At 47.8% G+C, this 16527-nt stretch carries 12 protein-coding genes; 4 read left to right on the top strand and 8 right to left on the bottom strand.

Annotation, left to right across the window (positions count from 1 at the left end; translation table 11 throughout):
* Positions 1 to 3 precede the first annotated feature (3 nt).
* From BN8899_RS05100 to gnd, 3 genes are read right to left on the bottom strand one after another with little or no spacing between them, the layout of a single operon-like run.
* Entirely contained in the window at positions 4 to 846 is an 843-nt protein-coding gene (locus BN8899_RS05100; RefSeq protein WP_018339592.1) for a patatin-like phospholipase family protein, read from the bottom strand.
* Positions 843 to 2345 (bottom strand): glucose-6-phosphate dehydrogenase, encoded by a 1503-nt coding sequence (gene zwf, locus BN8899_RS05105; RefSeq protein WP_018339591.1) that lies wholly within the window; start codon positions 2343 to 2345, stop codon positions 843 to 845. The genes BN8899_RS05100 and zwf overlap by 4 nt, the downstream gene beginning before the upstream one ends.
* Before the next feature lie 6 nt (positions 2346 to 2351).
* Positions 2352 to 3827 (bottom strand): decarboxylating NADP(+)-dependent phosphogluconate dehydrogenase, encoded by a 1476-nt coding sequence (gene gnd, locus BN8899_RS05110; protein WP_018339590.1) that lies wholly within the window; start codon positions 3825 to 3827, stop codon positions 2352 to 2354.
* 119 nt (positions 3828 to 3946) lie between these two features.
* Here gnd and BN8899_RS05115 point away from each other — a divergent pair, with 119 nt between their 5' ends.
* Positions 3947 to 4531 (top strand): sugar O-acetyltransferase, encoded by a 585-nt coding sequence (locus tag BN8899_RS05115; RefSeq protein WP_065218741.1) that lies wholly within the window; start codon positions 3947 to 3949, stop codon positions 4529 to 4531.
* Here the strand turns inward: BN8899_RS05115 and BN8899_RS05120 are convergent.
* Complete coding sequence (locus BN8899_RS05120; protein ID WP_065218574.1) at positions 4525 to 5433, bottom strand: PLP-dependent cysteine synthase family protein; 909 nt, start codon at positions 5431 to 5433, stop codon at positions 4525 to 4527. The genes BN8899_RS05115 and BN8899_RS05120 overlap by 7 nt on opposite strands.
* Before the next feature lie 361 nt (positions 5434 to 5794).
* On the opposite strand from BN8899_RS05120, the gene BN8899_RS05125 reads away from it, so the two are divergent.
* Complete coding sequence (locus tag BN8899_RS05125) at positions 5795 to 7432, top strand: ABC-F family ATP-binding cassette domain-containing protein (protein ID WP_065218742.1); 1638 nt, start codon at positions 5795 to 5797, stop codon at positions 7430 to 7432.
* 56 nt (positions 7433 to 7488) lie between these two features.
* On the opposite strand, the gene nagB is transcribed toward BN8899_RS05125, so the two are convergent.
* From nagB to BN8899_RS05140, 3 genes are all read right to left on the bottom strand, one after another.
* Positions 7489 to 9417, bottom strand: a complete 1929-nt coding sequence (nagB, locus tag BN8899_RS05130) for a glucosamine-6-phosphate deaminase (protein ID WP_065218575.1) — start codon at positions 9415 to 9417, stop codon at positions 7489 to 7491.
* Between the two features lie 24 nt (positions 9418 to 9441).
* Positions 9442 to 10626 (bottom strand): ROK family transcriptional regulator, encoded by a 1185-nt coding sequence (locus tag BN8899_RS05135; RefSeq protein WP_231932267.1) that lies wholly within the window; start codon positions 10624 to 10626, stop codon positions 9442 to 9444.
* Positions 10627 to 10793: 167 nt separating this feature from the next.
* Positions 10794 to 11714 (bottom strand): cation diffusion facilitator family transporter, encoded by a 921-nt coding sequence (locus tag BN8899_RS05140; RefSeq protein WP_018339584.1) that lies wholly within the window; start codon positions 11712 to 11714, stop codon positions 10794 to 10796.
* A 250-nt stretch (positions 11715 to 11964) separates the two neighbouring features.
* Between BN8899_RS05140 and metK the strand changes: the two genes are divergently transcribed.
* Positions 11965 to 13251 (top strand): methionine adenosyltransferase, encoded by a 1287-nt coding sequence (gene metK / locus BN8899_RS05145; RefSeq protein ID WP_065218576.1) that lies wholly within the window; start codon positions 11965 to 11967, stop codon positions 13249 to 13251.
* A gap of 71 nt (positions 13252 to 13322) precedes the next feature.
* On the opposite strand, the gene BN8899_RS05150 is transcribed toward metK, so the two are convergent.
* Positions 13323 to 14012 (bottom strand): zinc metallopeptidase, encoded by a 690-nt coding sequence (locus tag BN8899_RS05150; protein WP_018339582.1) that lies wholly within the window; start codon positions 14010 to 14012, stop codon positions 13323 to 13325.
* A gap of 177 nt (positions 14013 to 14189) precedes the next feature.
* Between BN8899_RS05150 and BN8899_RS05155 the strand changes: the two genes are divergently transcribed.
* Positions 14190 to 16349 (top strand): elongation factor G, encoded by a 2160-nt coding sequence (locus tag BN8899_RS05155; RefSeq protein ID WP_018339581.1) that lies wholly within the window; start codon positions 14190 to 14192, stop codon positions 16347 to 16349.
* Positions 16350 to 16527: the final 178 nt, after the last annotated feature.

Genomic DNA, 16527 nt, shown 5'->3' on the forward strand with positions numbered 1-16527 from the left:
ATATCATAAATAACTGCTTAATGCTCGTTTAGCACACTCGTATCCTTGATTATACAAATCGGTCAGTTTCTCCACGTCCCGTTCAATGCGGTCGACCTCGAGCACTTTCTCCGGTCGGATGACGATCACTTTTCCTTCTTCCTCCAAACGTTCCACGTAATCAAGTGTCTCGTTATAATGTTTATTTTTCGTTTTCAAACTTTTCCGCATAGCCGGATAGCGGCGGTACATGAACCAGGGGATGGACTTTTTCGACTCATCCTTCCGGTATCCTTTATTACGGGTCAGAACCACCACGTTGCGGGAAAAACCATCTGCGATAGCCTTACGAATAGGTATTGCGTCACAAATCCCCCCGTCGAGCATCGGTTCCCCGTCCACGTGAGTAATCGGACACACGAAAGGCAGGCTGCACGACGCCCGGCAAATGTTCAACAAACGTACAGGGTCTTTCTTCTCCTCGAAATAATTCGCCTCACCCGTCCGGCAATTGCTCGTGACCATAACAAAACGTGCCGGCGAGGTAAAATAAGTCTTGTAATCATAAGGGATAATACGAGTCGGGAATTCATCAAATATCAGATCGAAATCCATGATACTCCGTTTCGTGAAAAAATACTTTACCCCGATATAATGGTACTTGTCCAGCAAATCTATATTGCAGGTTTTCGCCCTTCCCCGTTGCCGGGAAACATACGAAAGCCCGTTACACGCCCCGGCGGAAACACCTATCGAGTAAGGGAAATACATCCCGTTATCCATCAGCCAATCCAAAACTCCGGCAGTAAAGACACCTCTCATACCACCGCCTTCCAACACCAATCCCGTACATTCATCTATCATCATAACCAACAAACATTTTTCTCTTCACTCGACACGGGCGGCAAGACATCCCACCGTCCGGTCAGATCCGGTCCTTCACTTCCGGCAGTATAACGCAACAAATGGTCGCCCGGATGCTCCCGCCAATAATTCACGATGGGGTCTATAAAACGCCAACTTGCCTCCAACGCATCATTCCGGGTATAAAGCATGGAATCCCCTTGCATGGCATCGAGCAACAACCGCTCGTAAGCCCCCGGCAAATAATTATTACACAGCGAAGCGTACAGGAAATCCATCCCCACCTGCTGTACTTTAAAACCTCCGCCCGGCATTTTCAACCCGAATTTCAGCATCACGCCCTCGTCCGGTGTCATCCGGATAATCAACTGGTTGCAGGAAGTTCCCTGGCATTGTCCCTCGAACAACTTGTGCGGGGTCGACTTGAAATGGATTACGACTCCCGACCGTTTGTCTTTCAAGCGTTTTCCCGTGTAAATATAGAAAGGCACGTTGCTCCAGCGCCAGTTATCGATAAAGACCTTCAGAGCGACATAAGTTTCCCTGTCCGAGTTCGGGGCGACATCTTTTTCCTCCAAGTATCCGGGAACTGCCTGTCCTTTTACCTCTCCCCCCTCGTATTGTGCACGTATGACATTCCGGGCAATATCTTCACCCGTCCATAGCCGTAAGGAACGCAACACTTTTGCCGTTTCGTCGCGTATCACCTCCGGCTCGATCGTCGCGGGTGCTTCCATCGCCACGAATGCCAGCAACTGCATCAAGTGATTTTGCACCATATCCCGCAGCGCTCCTGCCGTTTCGTAATATTTCCCGCGCTTCTCGATACCCAAAGATTCGAGGGCATATATCTCCACGTAATCTATATAATTCCGGTTCCAAAGCGACTCGAATATCTGGTTGGCAAAACGCAATACCAAGATATTCTGCACCGTTTCTTTTCCCAGAAAATGGTCAATCCGGTAAATCTCGCTCTCGCAGAATACTTCCAGCAGAGATTCGTTCAAATTCCGAGCCGTTGCCAAATTAATCCCGAAAGGTTTCTCCACCACGATACGGTGCCAGCCCCCTTTCTCCTTTACCTGAAACAGGCAACTCCGCCCCAGGTATTTTGTAATCGCCTGTTGCGAAGTCGGCGGAGTAGCCAAATAATAGACCACCTTCATGGGAATCGCGTTCTCTTCCATGAGAAGCATCACCCGTTCGCCCAACTCGTCCGCCCCATTTTCCGGGTCGAAGGGCTGGTAATACACATTCTGCATGAAACGGTCGACCTCATCCCCCTTCAAATTATCCTCTCCCTTCAATTCTTGCAACATCACGCATATAGACAAGCGAAATTCATCGTCGCTCATCGGGGTACGCGATGTCCCGAGAATAATAAAATGCTCCGGCAACATCTGTCGCACGTGAAGCTCGTATAGCGAGGGCATCAGCATCCGTTTTGTCAGATCGCCCGATGCCCCGAAAATAACCAATACCTGATCCTCCGGTCTATTCATATCCTTTTACACGTTATAAGTACCTGAAACTGTTTTTCCTCCCTCTCCCGTCCAATCCGTGTGGAAGAACTTGCCCCGCTCCGAGTCCGTCCGCTCGTAAGTATGCGCCCCGAAATAATCCCGTTGCGCTTGAATCATGTTAGCAGGGGAATCCAGCGTACGCATATTGTCGAAATAACTCAACGCCGCGAAGAAACAAGGAGCCGCAATCCCGTTGAACACGCAATCGACAATGACGCCCCGCAAGGCGGAAAGCGCATCTTCCATTTTCTCGTGGAAAAAGGCGTCAAACAAAAGATTTTCCAAAGAACTGTTCTTACTGAACGCCCGGGTAATCCGTTCCAGAAACACGGAACGAATGATACACCCCTTCCTCCAGATCTTGGCTATCGTCCCGAGATCCAGATTCCACCCGTTGCGGTCGGAAGCCCGGCGCATCAAGGAGAAACCCTGCGCGTAAGAAATCAACTTCGCCGCATACAAAGCATCCCGCACAGCCTCAATGCCCTCGTTGTTCAAAGGCATATTCGTCTTCATATCCCCCACCCGTCCAGAGGGGTATTGCTTGGAAGCCCGTTCCCGTTCCTCCACTAAAGCCGACATAAAGCGGGCAAATACCGCCTCGGATACCAACGTCAAGGGATCTCCCTCGTCCAATGAAGCGATGACACTCCATTTACCCGTTCCCTTCTGCCCGGCTACATCCAGAATATGATCCAGAAGATAATTTCCGTTCTCCTCCTTATAGTGTAGAATGCGGGAAGTAATCTCTATCAGGAAACTATTCAGTTCCCCCCGGTTCCATTGCTCGAACACGTCGCCCAACCCGTCATTATCCAACCCGGTTCTTCTCTTCAGTATCGAGTACGTTTCGGCGATCAACTGCATATCCCCGTACTCGATGCCGTTGTGCACCATCTTCACGTAATGCCCGGCACCACCCGGTCCGATCCATTCGCAGCAAGGCGAACCGTCGTCCAGTTTTGCGGCAATCGATTGAAGTATATCTTTTACCAAAGACCAAGCCATCTCGGAACCTCCCGGCATGATGGAAGGTCCGTGCAATGCACCTTCCTCTCCTCCCGAAATACCCACCCCGATGAAGTACAGTCCTTTCTCTTCCAACATCTTCACCCGGCGTTCCGTGTCGTGATAATCGGAGTTTCCCCCATCGATAATCACGTCCCCGGGCGAGAGCCAAGGCTCCAGCTGTCCGATCAACTCATCCACGGGATCGCCTGCCTTGACCATCAACATGATCTTCCGGGGCAGACGCACCGATTCTACAAATTCCTCTATTGTATAGGTGCCACGAAAACGTTTTCCCTTGCCCCGTCCTTCAATGAAACGGGTCACGACGCTCTCCCGGTTGGGATGTACCCGGTTGTAAACCGAAACCGTGTAACCTTTATCCTCCAAGTTCAACGCAAGATTTTCACCCATCACCGCCAAACCTATCAATCCTATATCTGATACCTGCATAACAATTTACAATTTTATTCGTAACTACCTTTTACGATGTTTCTCATCGTTTTGTTTACGTTCACACTATTTTATTCTTAACTTTGTTAAACAAGAAAGCAAAAAGAACGCCAAATATGATAAAATCTGAAAAAGAAAAAATGCTTGCCGGGGAAATCTACGATTGCGGGGACAAGGAATTGATCTCTCGCTGGCACAGGGCGAAGGAATTGACACGCCTATACAACCAAGCTCCGACAGACCAACCGGAGGTCCTCGACAAAATATTATCCGAACTTTTAGGCTCCCGGGGAGAAAACGTGTGGATAGCAGCCCCCATCCACGTAGATTACGGGGAAAATATACACATCGGCAACAACTGCGAGATCAACCTGAATTGCACCTTCCTGGATTGCAACACGATCACGATCGGCGACAACACGCTCATCGGTCCCAACGTTCAAATATTCACCGTGTTTCACCCCCTGAAAGCCTCCGAACGCTTCGGGCAAGCATCGGGCACCCGTTTCCCTTTCTGCAAATCGCAGACCGCCCCCGTCCGTATCGGCAATAACGTTTGGATAGGAGGAGGTTCCATTCTCCTGCCCGGTGTCGTTATCGGCGACAACACGGTGATCGGTGCCGGAAGCATCGTCACGAAATCCATTCCCGCCGACAGCCTTGCCGTCGGCAACCCGTGCAAGGTCATCCGGCAGATTCAATAATCTGCCAGATGATCGAACATCGAGGTACTCAAGTATTTTTCTGCCCGGTCGGGGAAGATCACCACAATATTACCGGCATCGATCCGCTCCGCCGTCTTCAATGCCGCTAACATAGCCGCCCCGCTACTCATGCCGGCAAATATGCCCTCTTTGGCGATAATCTCCCGTGCCATAGCAATCGCTTCCTCGCTCTCGACCATCACTTGTATATCTATTCGTGAAGGATCGTAGATTGCCGGGACAATCGCTTCGTCCATATTCTTCAATCCTTGTATATAATGTCCTTTCACGGGATGAGCGCACACGACTTTTATCTCCGGCTTGCATCTTTTCAGAAAACGGGAAACCCCCATAATCGTGCCCGAAGTCCCGAGAGCACACACCAGGTAATCGATCTCACCTTCCGTCTGCTGCCATATCTCGATCGCCGTGTTCTCGTAATGAGCTTGATAGTTACTGGCATTACTAAACTGGTCGGGCATAAAATACTTATTCGGATTTTCCTCGACCAACTTGTGAGCCATCCGGATAGCTCCATCCGTTCCCTCCGCGGCAGGAGTCAGTATCACCTTCCCCCCGTACGACCGTATAATCTTCCTCCGTTCCACGGAAACCGCTTCACTCATCACGATCTCCACGGGATATCCCTTCACGATACCGATAATCGCCAACCCGATCCCCGTGTTGCCGGAGGTCGGTTCAATAATCGTCTTCCCGGGCGTCAAACGCCCTTCCCGTTCTGCCTGCTCTATCATCTGCAAAGCGATCCGGTCTTTAATACTTCCCGTCGGATTGAATCCTTCCAACTTGGCGTAAATATTCACGCCCGGCTTCACGTATAAATTATTTATACACACCATTGGCGTATTGCCAATGGTTTCAAGAATATTCTTCTTTACCATGATTATGATTTTTGATTTATAGATTCAAGATTGCAGATTCCGGCTACATACACCGGTATCCAACAAATTACCCACCCACAGACTCGGCATCACCGAATCCATTCATTCTAAATTTTAAATTCGGAATTATCTACATCGACAGCAACAACAGCAAGCATTCCCTTTGAAAGATTCAAAGTTCAATACCCTCACTTGCGATTGATATAAAAGAATTGCCATCGTGTTTATGTATTAAATGATTATTATTTGCCTTATGGCATTTTATTTATACCGCAAATATAAACAAATTATTTTATCTTCGCACCGCCATTTGGAAATGGTGAATCCATTTTCAATTTTCAACTTTCAATTTTCAATTTATATGATTTCAGTAGACGGATTAACAGTAGAATTTGGAGACAGAGCACTTTTTAAAGATATATCATTCGTGATTAACGACAAAGACCGTATCGCCCTCATGGGTAAAAACGGGGCGGGGAAATCCACCCTGCTGAAAGTCCTTGCCGGGGAAAGACAACCCAACCGGGGAAATGTATCTTGCCCGAAAGACACGGTGATCGCCTATCTGCCCCAACACTTGATGACGCAAAACGAGCGTACCGTCTTTGATGAAACCTCACAGGCATTCGCCCATCTTTTCGAGATGGAAAAAGAAATTGAACGTTTAAACCAACAACTAACCGAGAGAACCGATTATGATTCTCCTGAATATTATAAACTGATCGAGGACGTGTCCACCTTGAGCGAGAAGTTTTACAGCATAGACTCCACACACTACGAGGCGGATGTCGAGAAAATACTCCTGGGCTTGGGATTCCAACGGGAAGACTTCAACCGTCCGACTTCCGATTTCAGCGGAGGCTGGCGTATGCGTATCGAGCTGGCAAAAATGTTGCTTAAAAACCCGGACGTGTTGCTACTGGACGAGCCGACCAACCACCTCGACATCGATTCTATTCAATGGTTGGAAGATTTTCTCGTGAACAACGGGAAAGCGGTTGTCGTGATCTCCCATGACCGGGCTTTCGTGGATAACATCACCACCCGCACCATCGAGGTCACCATGGGACGCATCTACGATTACAAGGTGAATTACTCGCAATACCTCGTGTTGCGCCAAGACCGCCGTATCCAACAGCAAAAAGCATACGACGAGCAACAAAAGATGATCGCCGAAACCAAAGAATTTATCGAGCGATTCAAGGGCACTTACTCGAAAACCCTGCAAGTGCAGTCCCGGGTGAGGATGTTGGAGAAACTCGAGATACTGGAAGTAGACGAGGAAGATACTTCCGCTTTGAGATTGAAATTCCCGCCTTCTCCCAACTCCGGGAAATATCCTGTCTCGGCAGAAGAACTTACCAAAGATTACGACGGGCACGTCGTATTCCGGGATGCCAGCTTCACGATAGAGAAAGGCGAAAAAGTTGCTTTCGTGGGACGGAACGGGGAAGGAAAATCCACCCTCGTGAAATGTATCATGGGAGAGATTCCCTATACCGGAAAACTAACTTTGGGCTACAACGTCAAAATCGGCTACTTCGCCCAAAACCAAGCCTCGCTGATGGACGAAAATCTCACTGTCTTCCAAACGATCGATGATGTTACCCCGCTGGAATTAAAGCACAAGATAAAAGATATGCTCGGAGCCTTCATGTTCAGCGGTGACGACATAGACAAAAAAGTAAAAGTCCTCTCCGGTGGCGAACGTACCCGTCTGGCAATGATTAAACTATTGCTTTCCCCGGTCAACCTCCTGATCCTTGACGAGCCGACCAATCATCTGGATTTACGCACGAAAGACATCTTGAAGAGTGCCCTGAAAGATTTCGACGGAACCCTCATCGTCGTTTCGCACGACCGTGATTTCCTTACCGGATTAGTAGAAAAAGTCTACGAATTTGGCAACAAAAAAGTCACCGAACACCTTGAGGACATCCAAGGTTTCCTCCGGAAAAAGAAAATGGAGAACCTGAAAGAGATCGAACGGAAGGGATAAAAGAAACGGGATCCCGTAAGACCCCGTTCCCGCAAAAAAATATAAAACACAACATATTATTTTTCATGCTCGTAGCGTACGAAGACCTCCATCGCCTCGTATTCCGCCATTCCGATCTTGTTATACAGATCCGCGGTATTACGATTACGGTCTTCCGCCCGCTGCCAAAACTCCCGGGCATCTTCACCCGGGTATGCCGGACCGTTATTCTGAGAACCATGCCTGTAAATAGCTTCCCGCTTAATCATCAGTTCTGATGGGCTCACTGGCACTGCCATATCCACTTTCTCCACTTCCCATTCCTGCCATGCCCCGCGGTACAACCACACGTAACAATCCTTGAACCAATCATCCTTACACACGACATCAAATGCCTGCATGATCGCCTCCAGGCAAACGGCATGTGTCCCGTGTGGGTCTGCCAAGTCCCCGGCAGCATATATCTGGTGAGGTTTTATCTCACGCAACAACTTCACGATAATATCAATATCTTTCTTTTCCAGTGGTTTCTTTTTCACCGACCCTGTTTCGTAAAAAGGCATATTCAAGAAATGCACTCTCTCTTCCGGAATACCCATAAACCGACAAGCAGACAAGGCTTCTGCCGAACGCAACGCCGCCTTGTACGATAAGATCTCCCACGACTCGTTCTCCTCCGGTTTCCGGTGGAGGATTTTCTCCTTCAACCTTTTAAAGCCCGCGTTCTCCACTCCCGAGTTACGAGAAAACATATCAGCAACATCTATCATCTGGTAAAGATAATCGTCAAACACGGCAATACTTCCCGACGTCTGGTAAGCCACGTGCACCTCGTGCCCCTGTTCCACCAAACGGGCTTCCGTACCGCCCATGGAGATCACGTCATCATCCGGATGGGGACTGAAAATCAACACCCGCTTCGGGTAAGGATTCGCCCTTTCCGGTCGGGTAGAGTCATCGGCATTCGGTTTTCCTCCAGGCCACCCGGAAATCGTGTGCTGCATATCGTTGAACACCTCGATATTCACCTTATTTGCCGAACCGAACATTTCGATCAGATCATTCAAACCATTCTCCTGGTAATCTTTATCCTCGACTTTCAATATCGGTTTATTCAATTTCTGACACAAACGCAAAACCGCCTTACGTATCAGTTTCTTATCCCAATCCACCTTACTCACCAGCCACGGGTAATCCGCTCTTGTCAGCTCGGTTGCCGCACTCTCGTCAATCACGAATTGCACATTCGGGTGCATCTGCAAGAAGGTTGCCGGCACAGAGTCCGACGCCCGTCCCTCGACAGTAGCTTTGATAATAGAGGCTTTCTTCTCTCCCCAGGCCAACAGGATCACCCGCCTTGCCTTCATGATCGTCCCCACTCCCATGGTAATCGCTTTTGTCGGCACCAGATTCCGGCTCCCGAAATCCTTAATCGCATCCTTGATCGTCAAGTCGTTCAAATAAACCTTTCTCGTGGCAGATGTGATAAAAGACCCCGGTTCGTTAAAACCGATGTGTCCTGTCCGACCGATTCCCAACACTTGAAGATCAATTCCACCCTCCGCCTCTATCGCCTTCTCGTAATCCTCGCAGAACTTCTCGATCTCCTCATCGCCTTCCAGCGTCCCGTCGGGTATATGAATATTTTTAGGATCTATATCTATATGATCAAACAAATGGTGATGCATAAAATAGTGGTAACTCTGCTCCGATTCCTTCGGCATCGGCAGATACTCGTCCAAGTTGAACGTCACCACGTTGCGGAAAGACACCCCTTCCTCCCGGTGCATCCTCACGAGTTCCTGGTATAGCTTGATCGGGGAAACTCCCGTCGCCAAACCCAGTACACACTTCTCACTGCTGGCAGCTCTGGTTTGCACCAAATCCACAATTTCCCGGGCGACGGCTTTCACCGCCTCGTCCGCCGTTTCATAGATCTGAACAGGTATCTTCTCGAACCTGTCAGCCCCTTCCCCTTTCGCGATGTAGTTTTTTGTAATCACCATATTGTTTCTCCTTTTATATACCAGTTAATAAAGTGAATAAACACTTTCTGAATCATCATACAAATGTTCCATAACAATCATCAACGTTCCCAGTATCGCCGAATAACCTCCTAGGTTACTCATCACCAGTTCGCAATGATTCCTCATTCGGGCTAAAGCGTATTTATTAATCGCCTGTTGCACGGGAACGATCAACAAGTCACCCGCTTCCACGACCTCCCCGCCGATCACCACCATATCCGGGTTGAACAAATGGATCATCGTGGAGATACCTTCTCCCAGCTTCTCCCCCGCCTGGTGCAACAACTCGATAGCGGAAATATCATCTTTCCGGGCAGATTGAATGACGGACGCCAACGACCTTCCCGCCACTTTCTCGATCGCCCGACCGGAAGACACCGTTTCCAGACATCCGATCTTCCCGCAATGGCAAGGTGCATTCAGCCCGGATATACGAATATGCCCGAATTCCCCCGCCATTCCGCTTCCCCCGCGATACAGTTTGGAGTTCAATATCATTCCCAAACCGATGCATTCGTTTACGCTAATACACAGTACATTGTTTATATCTTTAGCCACCCCGAAAGTATGTTCAGCCATTGCCATCACGTTCGAGTCGTTATCGATAAACACGGGTATTCCCAGCGTTTCTTCCAAAATAGCCTTCACACCCGGGCGTTCATAAGTCAAATAAGTATAGGTATTCCCCTCCCGGTCAATCAATCCCGGAAGAGCCACGCCGCACATTTTAATTTTCGCACGGTTTACGCCCAACCTCTCGATTGTCTCATCGATTCTCTCTTTTATGTACTTTATTGTAGCATTGTCATCTTGTTTCTCCAAGATAGACGGGTACTCCAAGATGCCCTCGATAGGCTCGTTCTGTAAATTGAATATCGCTATCCGCAAGAATTCACGCCCGACATCCACTCCCAATATATAAGCCGCATCGGGATTCAACGAAAAAACACGAGGACGCTTTCCCCCGATAGAATTTCCGCATCCCCGGTCAATTACCCACCCTTCCTCGATCAATTCCTCGATCATCCGGCTCACCGTGGGAGTCGTCACGTTCGTCAAACGACAGATTTCCGGTTTCGACAACTCGCCCATCCTGTAAAGAAAGCCTATAATAGCCTTCTTTTGCAAGTACCGTTTCTCTTTCAATCCCGGCAATGAACCTTTATTTACCATGTTCGAGTCATTCATAACTTCATCTATCAAAAGAAATCATCATTATTGACATCACAAATATATGAAATACTTTCTAAAATATTTGCGTAAGTATGCGAGAAAATGAAAAATATTTTTCTTACACACCCATACACATATTAATCACTCTATCACAAAAACTTTCATTTGTATGTCCCGGTCTGTCATTCCACGGGACAACTGTAACATCCTTCGGATTCATACTCGATTTCCACGGTCAAATGGTCAATTCCAATATCTTTCAATCGATCCACCGCATCATGTTTTACCCGAATCATCCCGTCCCGTGAAATATCATCCGCCACGATCAGGTGAGCCGACGCGATATTCTTCTCCCCATCCAGCGTCCACACGTGCAAATCATGTACTTCTTTCACTCCCGGCACTTCTTGCAATACTATTTTCACTTTATCTTCCGGCATATGTTCCGGCGCTGCCTGCAAAAGAATTCGGAAAATAGCGTACAGGTTGCGACACACGTTCGTCAAGATAAAAATACCGATACACACGGATAGCAGCGGATCGATAAAATACCATCCCGTGTAACGAATAATCATGCTACCGATCAGCACCGCCAACCACCCCAGCACATCTTCCAGCAAATGCAACATCACGGCACGCTGGCTAATAGAATTCCCTTTCATCAGCCGCAACGCCGCGAAACCATTCACCGCCAACCCGGCAATAGCCAGCCACATCATACCCGAATAATTCACCTCGGCGGGATGAAACAACCGGGGTATCGTTTCCATGAAAACAAAAATAGACCCCACCAACAACACGATCGAATTAATCAACGCTCCCAAAGTCGAAAATCGCTTGTACCCGTAAGTAAACGTCCGGGTTCTCTTCTTCTCCGAAAAGCGTTCCAGAAAAAAAGACACCCCGATAGAAAATGCATCGCCGAAATCATGCACGGCATCCGATATAATTGCCACCGAATTTGTCCACAACCCACCTATAATCTCAATAATCGCAAATCCCAGATTCAAGAAAAAAGCAATCCCTAAATTCGTCGTACTTTCCCCGTGGGAGTGATTATGACCTGAATGTGAATGTCCTTCGTGTGAATGTTCGTGTTTCATAACTGTTCATTTTCAGTAAAAATACTCATTTCCTCTTTGAATGTTTCATTTCATAGAGAAAATAATTACCTTTGCACCCGACAAAAGTGGAAAGATTTGGCTGATTGCAACCACGGAAAAAAAGTGCTAAACCGCAGTATAATTCTGAATTCAACCATCCATGTACTTTCCTGTAATATTAATTAATCATTGACTATTGAATTTGTTCAATTACATTTTCAATTTTCAATTTTCAATTTTCAATTAATTTATGGGATACTTATTTACATCTGAATCCGTATCGGAAGGACATCCGGACAAAGTGGCAGACCAAATTTCGGATGCCGTACTAGACAAAATCATCGCGTTCGACCCGGACGCCAAAGTTGCCTGCGAAACGCTGGTAACCACCGGGCAAACCGTCATCGCGGGAGAAATCAAGACAAAAACCTACGTCGACGTGCAACAAATCGCCCGTGACGTCATCAACCGCATCGGTTACACCAAGAGCGAATATATGTTCGACGGTAACAGTTGCGGCGTGTTTAGCGCCATCCATGAACAATCCCCCGACATCAACCGGGGCGTGGTTCGTGAAGACCCCATGGAACAGGGAGCCGGAGATCAAGGCATGATGTTCGGTTACGCTTGCAACGAAACGGACAACTATATGCCGTTAGCCCTCGAATTATCACACTTGCTATTGTTCGAGCTTGCGCAAATCCGTAAAGAGGGACAGGAAATGACCTATTTGCGCCCGGACTCGAAATCACAGGTAACCATCGAATATGGCGACGACAACAAACCCGCCCGTATCCACACGATAGTGATCTCCACGCAACACGACGAATTCGTACGTGCCAAAGAAGCCTCACCGGAAGCACAATTCGAGGCGGATGCCCAAATGGTGGATCAAATCCGCTGGGACATCATCAATATTTTGCTGCCGCGAGTGAAACGCCTGCTTCCCGAACGCGTGCAAGCCCTGTTCGACGAAAACCTCATCCTGCACGTGAACCCCACGGGCAAATTCGTGATCGGCGGTCCTCACGGGGATACCGGACTTACCGGAAGAAAAATCATCGTTGATACCTACGGGGGCAAAGGCGCACACGGGGGTGGAGCATTCTCCGGCAAAGATCCCTCGAAAGTAGACCGTTCTGCCGCTTACGCAGCCCGCCACATAGCCAAAAACATGGTTGCGGCAGGAATTGCCGACGAAATATTGATACAAGTATCCTACGCTATCGGCATCGCCCGTCCCGTGGGAATATTCGTGAACACCTACGGCACAGCGAAAGTAAACTTGAGTGATTCCGCCATTGCCGAAAAAATCTCCCAAATCTTCGACCTTCGCCCAAAAGCCATCGAGGAACGCCTGAAACTCCGCCACCCGATCTACCAAGAAACGGCAAGCTACGGGCACATGGGACGTACCCCAAAAACCGTGAAGAAAGTATTTACTTCAAACTACTGGCCAACCAAGGAAATAGAAGTTGAACTATTCACGTGGGAAAAACTCGATTACGTCGACAAAATCAAAGAAACGTTCAAGTAACGATACCAAATATAAAAAATGGAGGGAAGCATTTTGCTCCCCTCCATTTTTATATCTGATTAAATAAAATTTTAATCTCTTCTCCCCATATAAATCATGATATAATATAATAAGGTTGCCAAAGAACCAAGAGCCGCTATCACGTAAGTATATGCCGCCCATTTCAGAGCATCTTGGGCTTTCTCTTGTGACTCGTACGTCGTGATTCCGGAGTTCCGCAACCAAGCCAACGCCCTGTGGCTGGCGTCGATTTCCACGGGCAATGTGATAAAGCTAAACAAAGTCGTCATGGCAAACAAACATATCCCCGCCAACAGCAATTGAGGGAACGTATTTACCAATAAAATACCTCCTAACAAAATCCATTGCACCCACCGGGAAGCAAAACTCACCACCGGCACCAAAGACGAACGTAATTTTAACATACTATAAGCCTGCGCGTGCTGCAAAGCATGACCGCACTCGTGCGCTGCCACGGCGGCAGCTGCCACATTGGCACCATAATATACCTCATGACTCAAATTAATCGTCTTATCCGTCGGGTTGTAATGGTCTGTCAGTTGTCCTTCCACGCTACCAATCTTCACTCCCTGCACACCATTATCCCTCAACATTTTCTCCACCACGTCCCTCCCGGTCATCCCGTTAGCCGTGGGTATTTGCGAATATCTCTTGAAACGGACTTGCAACTGGCGGCTTATTAACCAACTCAAGATTGCAAACCCAATAAATATAATCCAAATTAAAGCGTTTCCTGTCATAAATCATTCAAATTAAAATTCAGTTCAAATATATACAAAAAGCAGACCATTCCCATCGCTGGCAATTATTTTTAGCAAGAATGACATTTACTATTGCTTTTTAATAAAATCTTCACTAATTTGTAACCCTCGAATTATTTGAACAGTTATATACGTTATTAACTAAACTGTATTATAATGAAGACCTATAAACCTAACGAAATTAAAAACATCGCGCTAGTGGGTAGTGCCGGGTCTGGCAAAACCACGTTGGCGGAATCTATGATGTACGAGGGCGGGGTCATCCCGCGCAGAGGTAGCATTAGTGCAAAAAACACTTCATCCGACTACCGACCGGTAGAACAGGAATACGGATCATCAGTATTCCCGGCTGTACTATACACGGAGTGGAAAGAGCACAAGCTCAACTTCATAGACACCCCGGGTGCAGACGATTTTGTCGGAGGAGTTATCTCTGCGCTGAACGTGGTCGACACGGGTATAATGGTACTCAATGCCGTTAGAGGTGTCGAGGTAGGAACCGAGATCATCGCACGCCACGCGAAACGACTCAACAAACCGTTGATTTTCGTTATCAACCAGGTAGATCACGAGAAAGCGAATTTCGATCACACGCTGGAACAAGCCAAAGCAGCGTTCGGTTCAAAAGTCGTACAAGTACAATATCCCGTGAACCCGGGCACCGGATTCAACCGGGTAATTGACGTATTGAAGATGGAAATGTACCAATGGAAGCCCGAAGGCGGAAAACCGGACGTACTCCCCATCCCGAAAGAAGAAGAAGAAAAAGCACACGAACTACATAACGCCCTGATCGAGGCTGCCGCCGAGAACGACGAGCAACTCATGGAATTATTCTTCGAGAAGGGCAGTCTTTCCGAAGACGAAATGCGTGCCGGCATCCGCAAAGGGCTCATCGCACGGGATATGTTCCCCGTGTTCTGCGTATCGGCAGAAAAAGATATGTGCGTACGCCGTTTCATGGAATTTGTCATCAACGTGGCTCCGAGTGCAGGCAGTATGCCTCCTTCCATCACGGAAGACGGACAAGAAGTTCCTTACGACGAAAAAGGCGCAACCTCCCTGTATATGTTCAACACGACCGTGGAACCCCACTTAGGAGAAGTAATTTACTTCAAAGTAGCTTCCGGCACTATACATGAAGGCGACGACCTATATAACGCCACCAACGACAGTAAAGAACGTATCTCCACGCTATACGCCGTGGCAGGTAAAAACCGTACCAAAGTAACGGAAATGATGGCAGGGGACATCGGTGCCACCGTGAAACTGAAAAACACGAATAACGGCGACACGCTGAACGAGAAAGACGTACATTACAAATTCGGTCAGATTCAATACCCGAACCCTCGCTTCAGGACAGCCGTGAGAGCCGCTAACACGAGTGATGAAGAAAAACTGGCAGAAGTGCTGCAACGCATCCACCAGGAAGACCCGACATTCCTCGTGGAATATTCCAAGGAACTGAAACAAATGATTATATCCGGTCAGGGAGAATTCCATCTGAACACGATGAAATGGCGTATCGAACACAACGATAAACTGGAAATCGAATTCTACCCGCCAAGAATACCGTATCGTGAAACCATCACGAAATACTCCTATGCGGACTATCGCCACAAGAAACAATCGGGTGGTGCTGGGCAATTCGGTGAAGTACATCTCGTGATCGAACCCTATACCGAAGGAATGCCCGCCCCGACCATGTACAAAATCAACGGTGTCGACAGCAAAATCTCCGTGAAAGACACAGAAGTGGTTGAATTGCCATGGGGTGGAAAATTGGTGTTCTACAATTGTATCGTGGGTGGCGTAATTGACGCCCGCTTCATGCCAGCCATCCTGAAAGGTATCATGGAAAAAATGGAAGAAGGTCCGCTTACCGGGTCATACGCCCGCGACATCCGTGTCAGCGTGTACGACGGCAAGATGCACCCGGTGGATTCAAACGAAATCTCGTTCAAACTCGCCGGACGTAACGCCTTCAGTGCCGCGTTCAAACAGGCTGCCCCAAAAATCCTTGAACCGATCTACGACGTGGAAGTCCTCGTACCCGATGAATACATGGGCGACGTGATGGGCGACCTCCAAACCCGTAGAGCCATCATCATGGGTATGGAAGCCGACGCCGGATTCCAGAAACTAATGGCGAAAGTACCGTTAAAAGAAATGCAACGTTACTCCACGGCATTGAGTTCCATCACGGGCGGGCGCGCCTCCTTCAACATGAGCTTCTCCGGTTATGAAAAAGTACCCACAGAAGTACAGGAGGAACTACTGAAAGCTTACCAGGAGGAGAAAGACGACGAAGAATAGAAATAGATACATTAATTTGAATTACATAACTCCAGCTATTTTGATTGAATTCAAAATAGTTGGAGTTCCTTTTAAATTTTCATCGAAATTATCCCTTTCAGGCTTAAAAAATAACTGAAAATCAATACATAAATAATTTATTTCAAAAATAAGCATCTTTTGCGTAATCCTTTTCCGT

This window comes from Butyricimonas sp. Marseille-P2440, from assembly GCF_900091675.1.
Taxonomy (GTDB): Bacteria; Bacteroidota; Bacteroidia; order Bacteroidales; family Marinifilaceae; genus Butyricimonas; species Butyricimonas synergistica.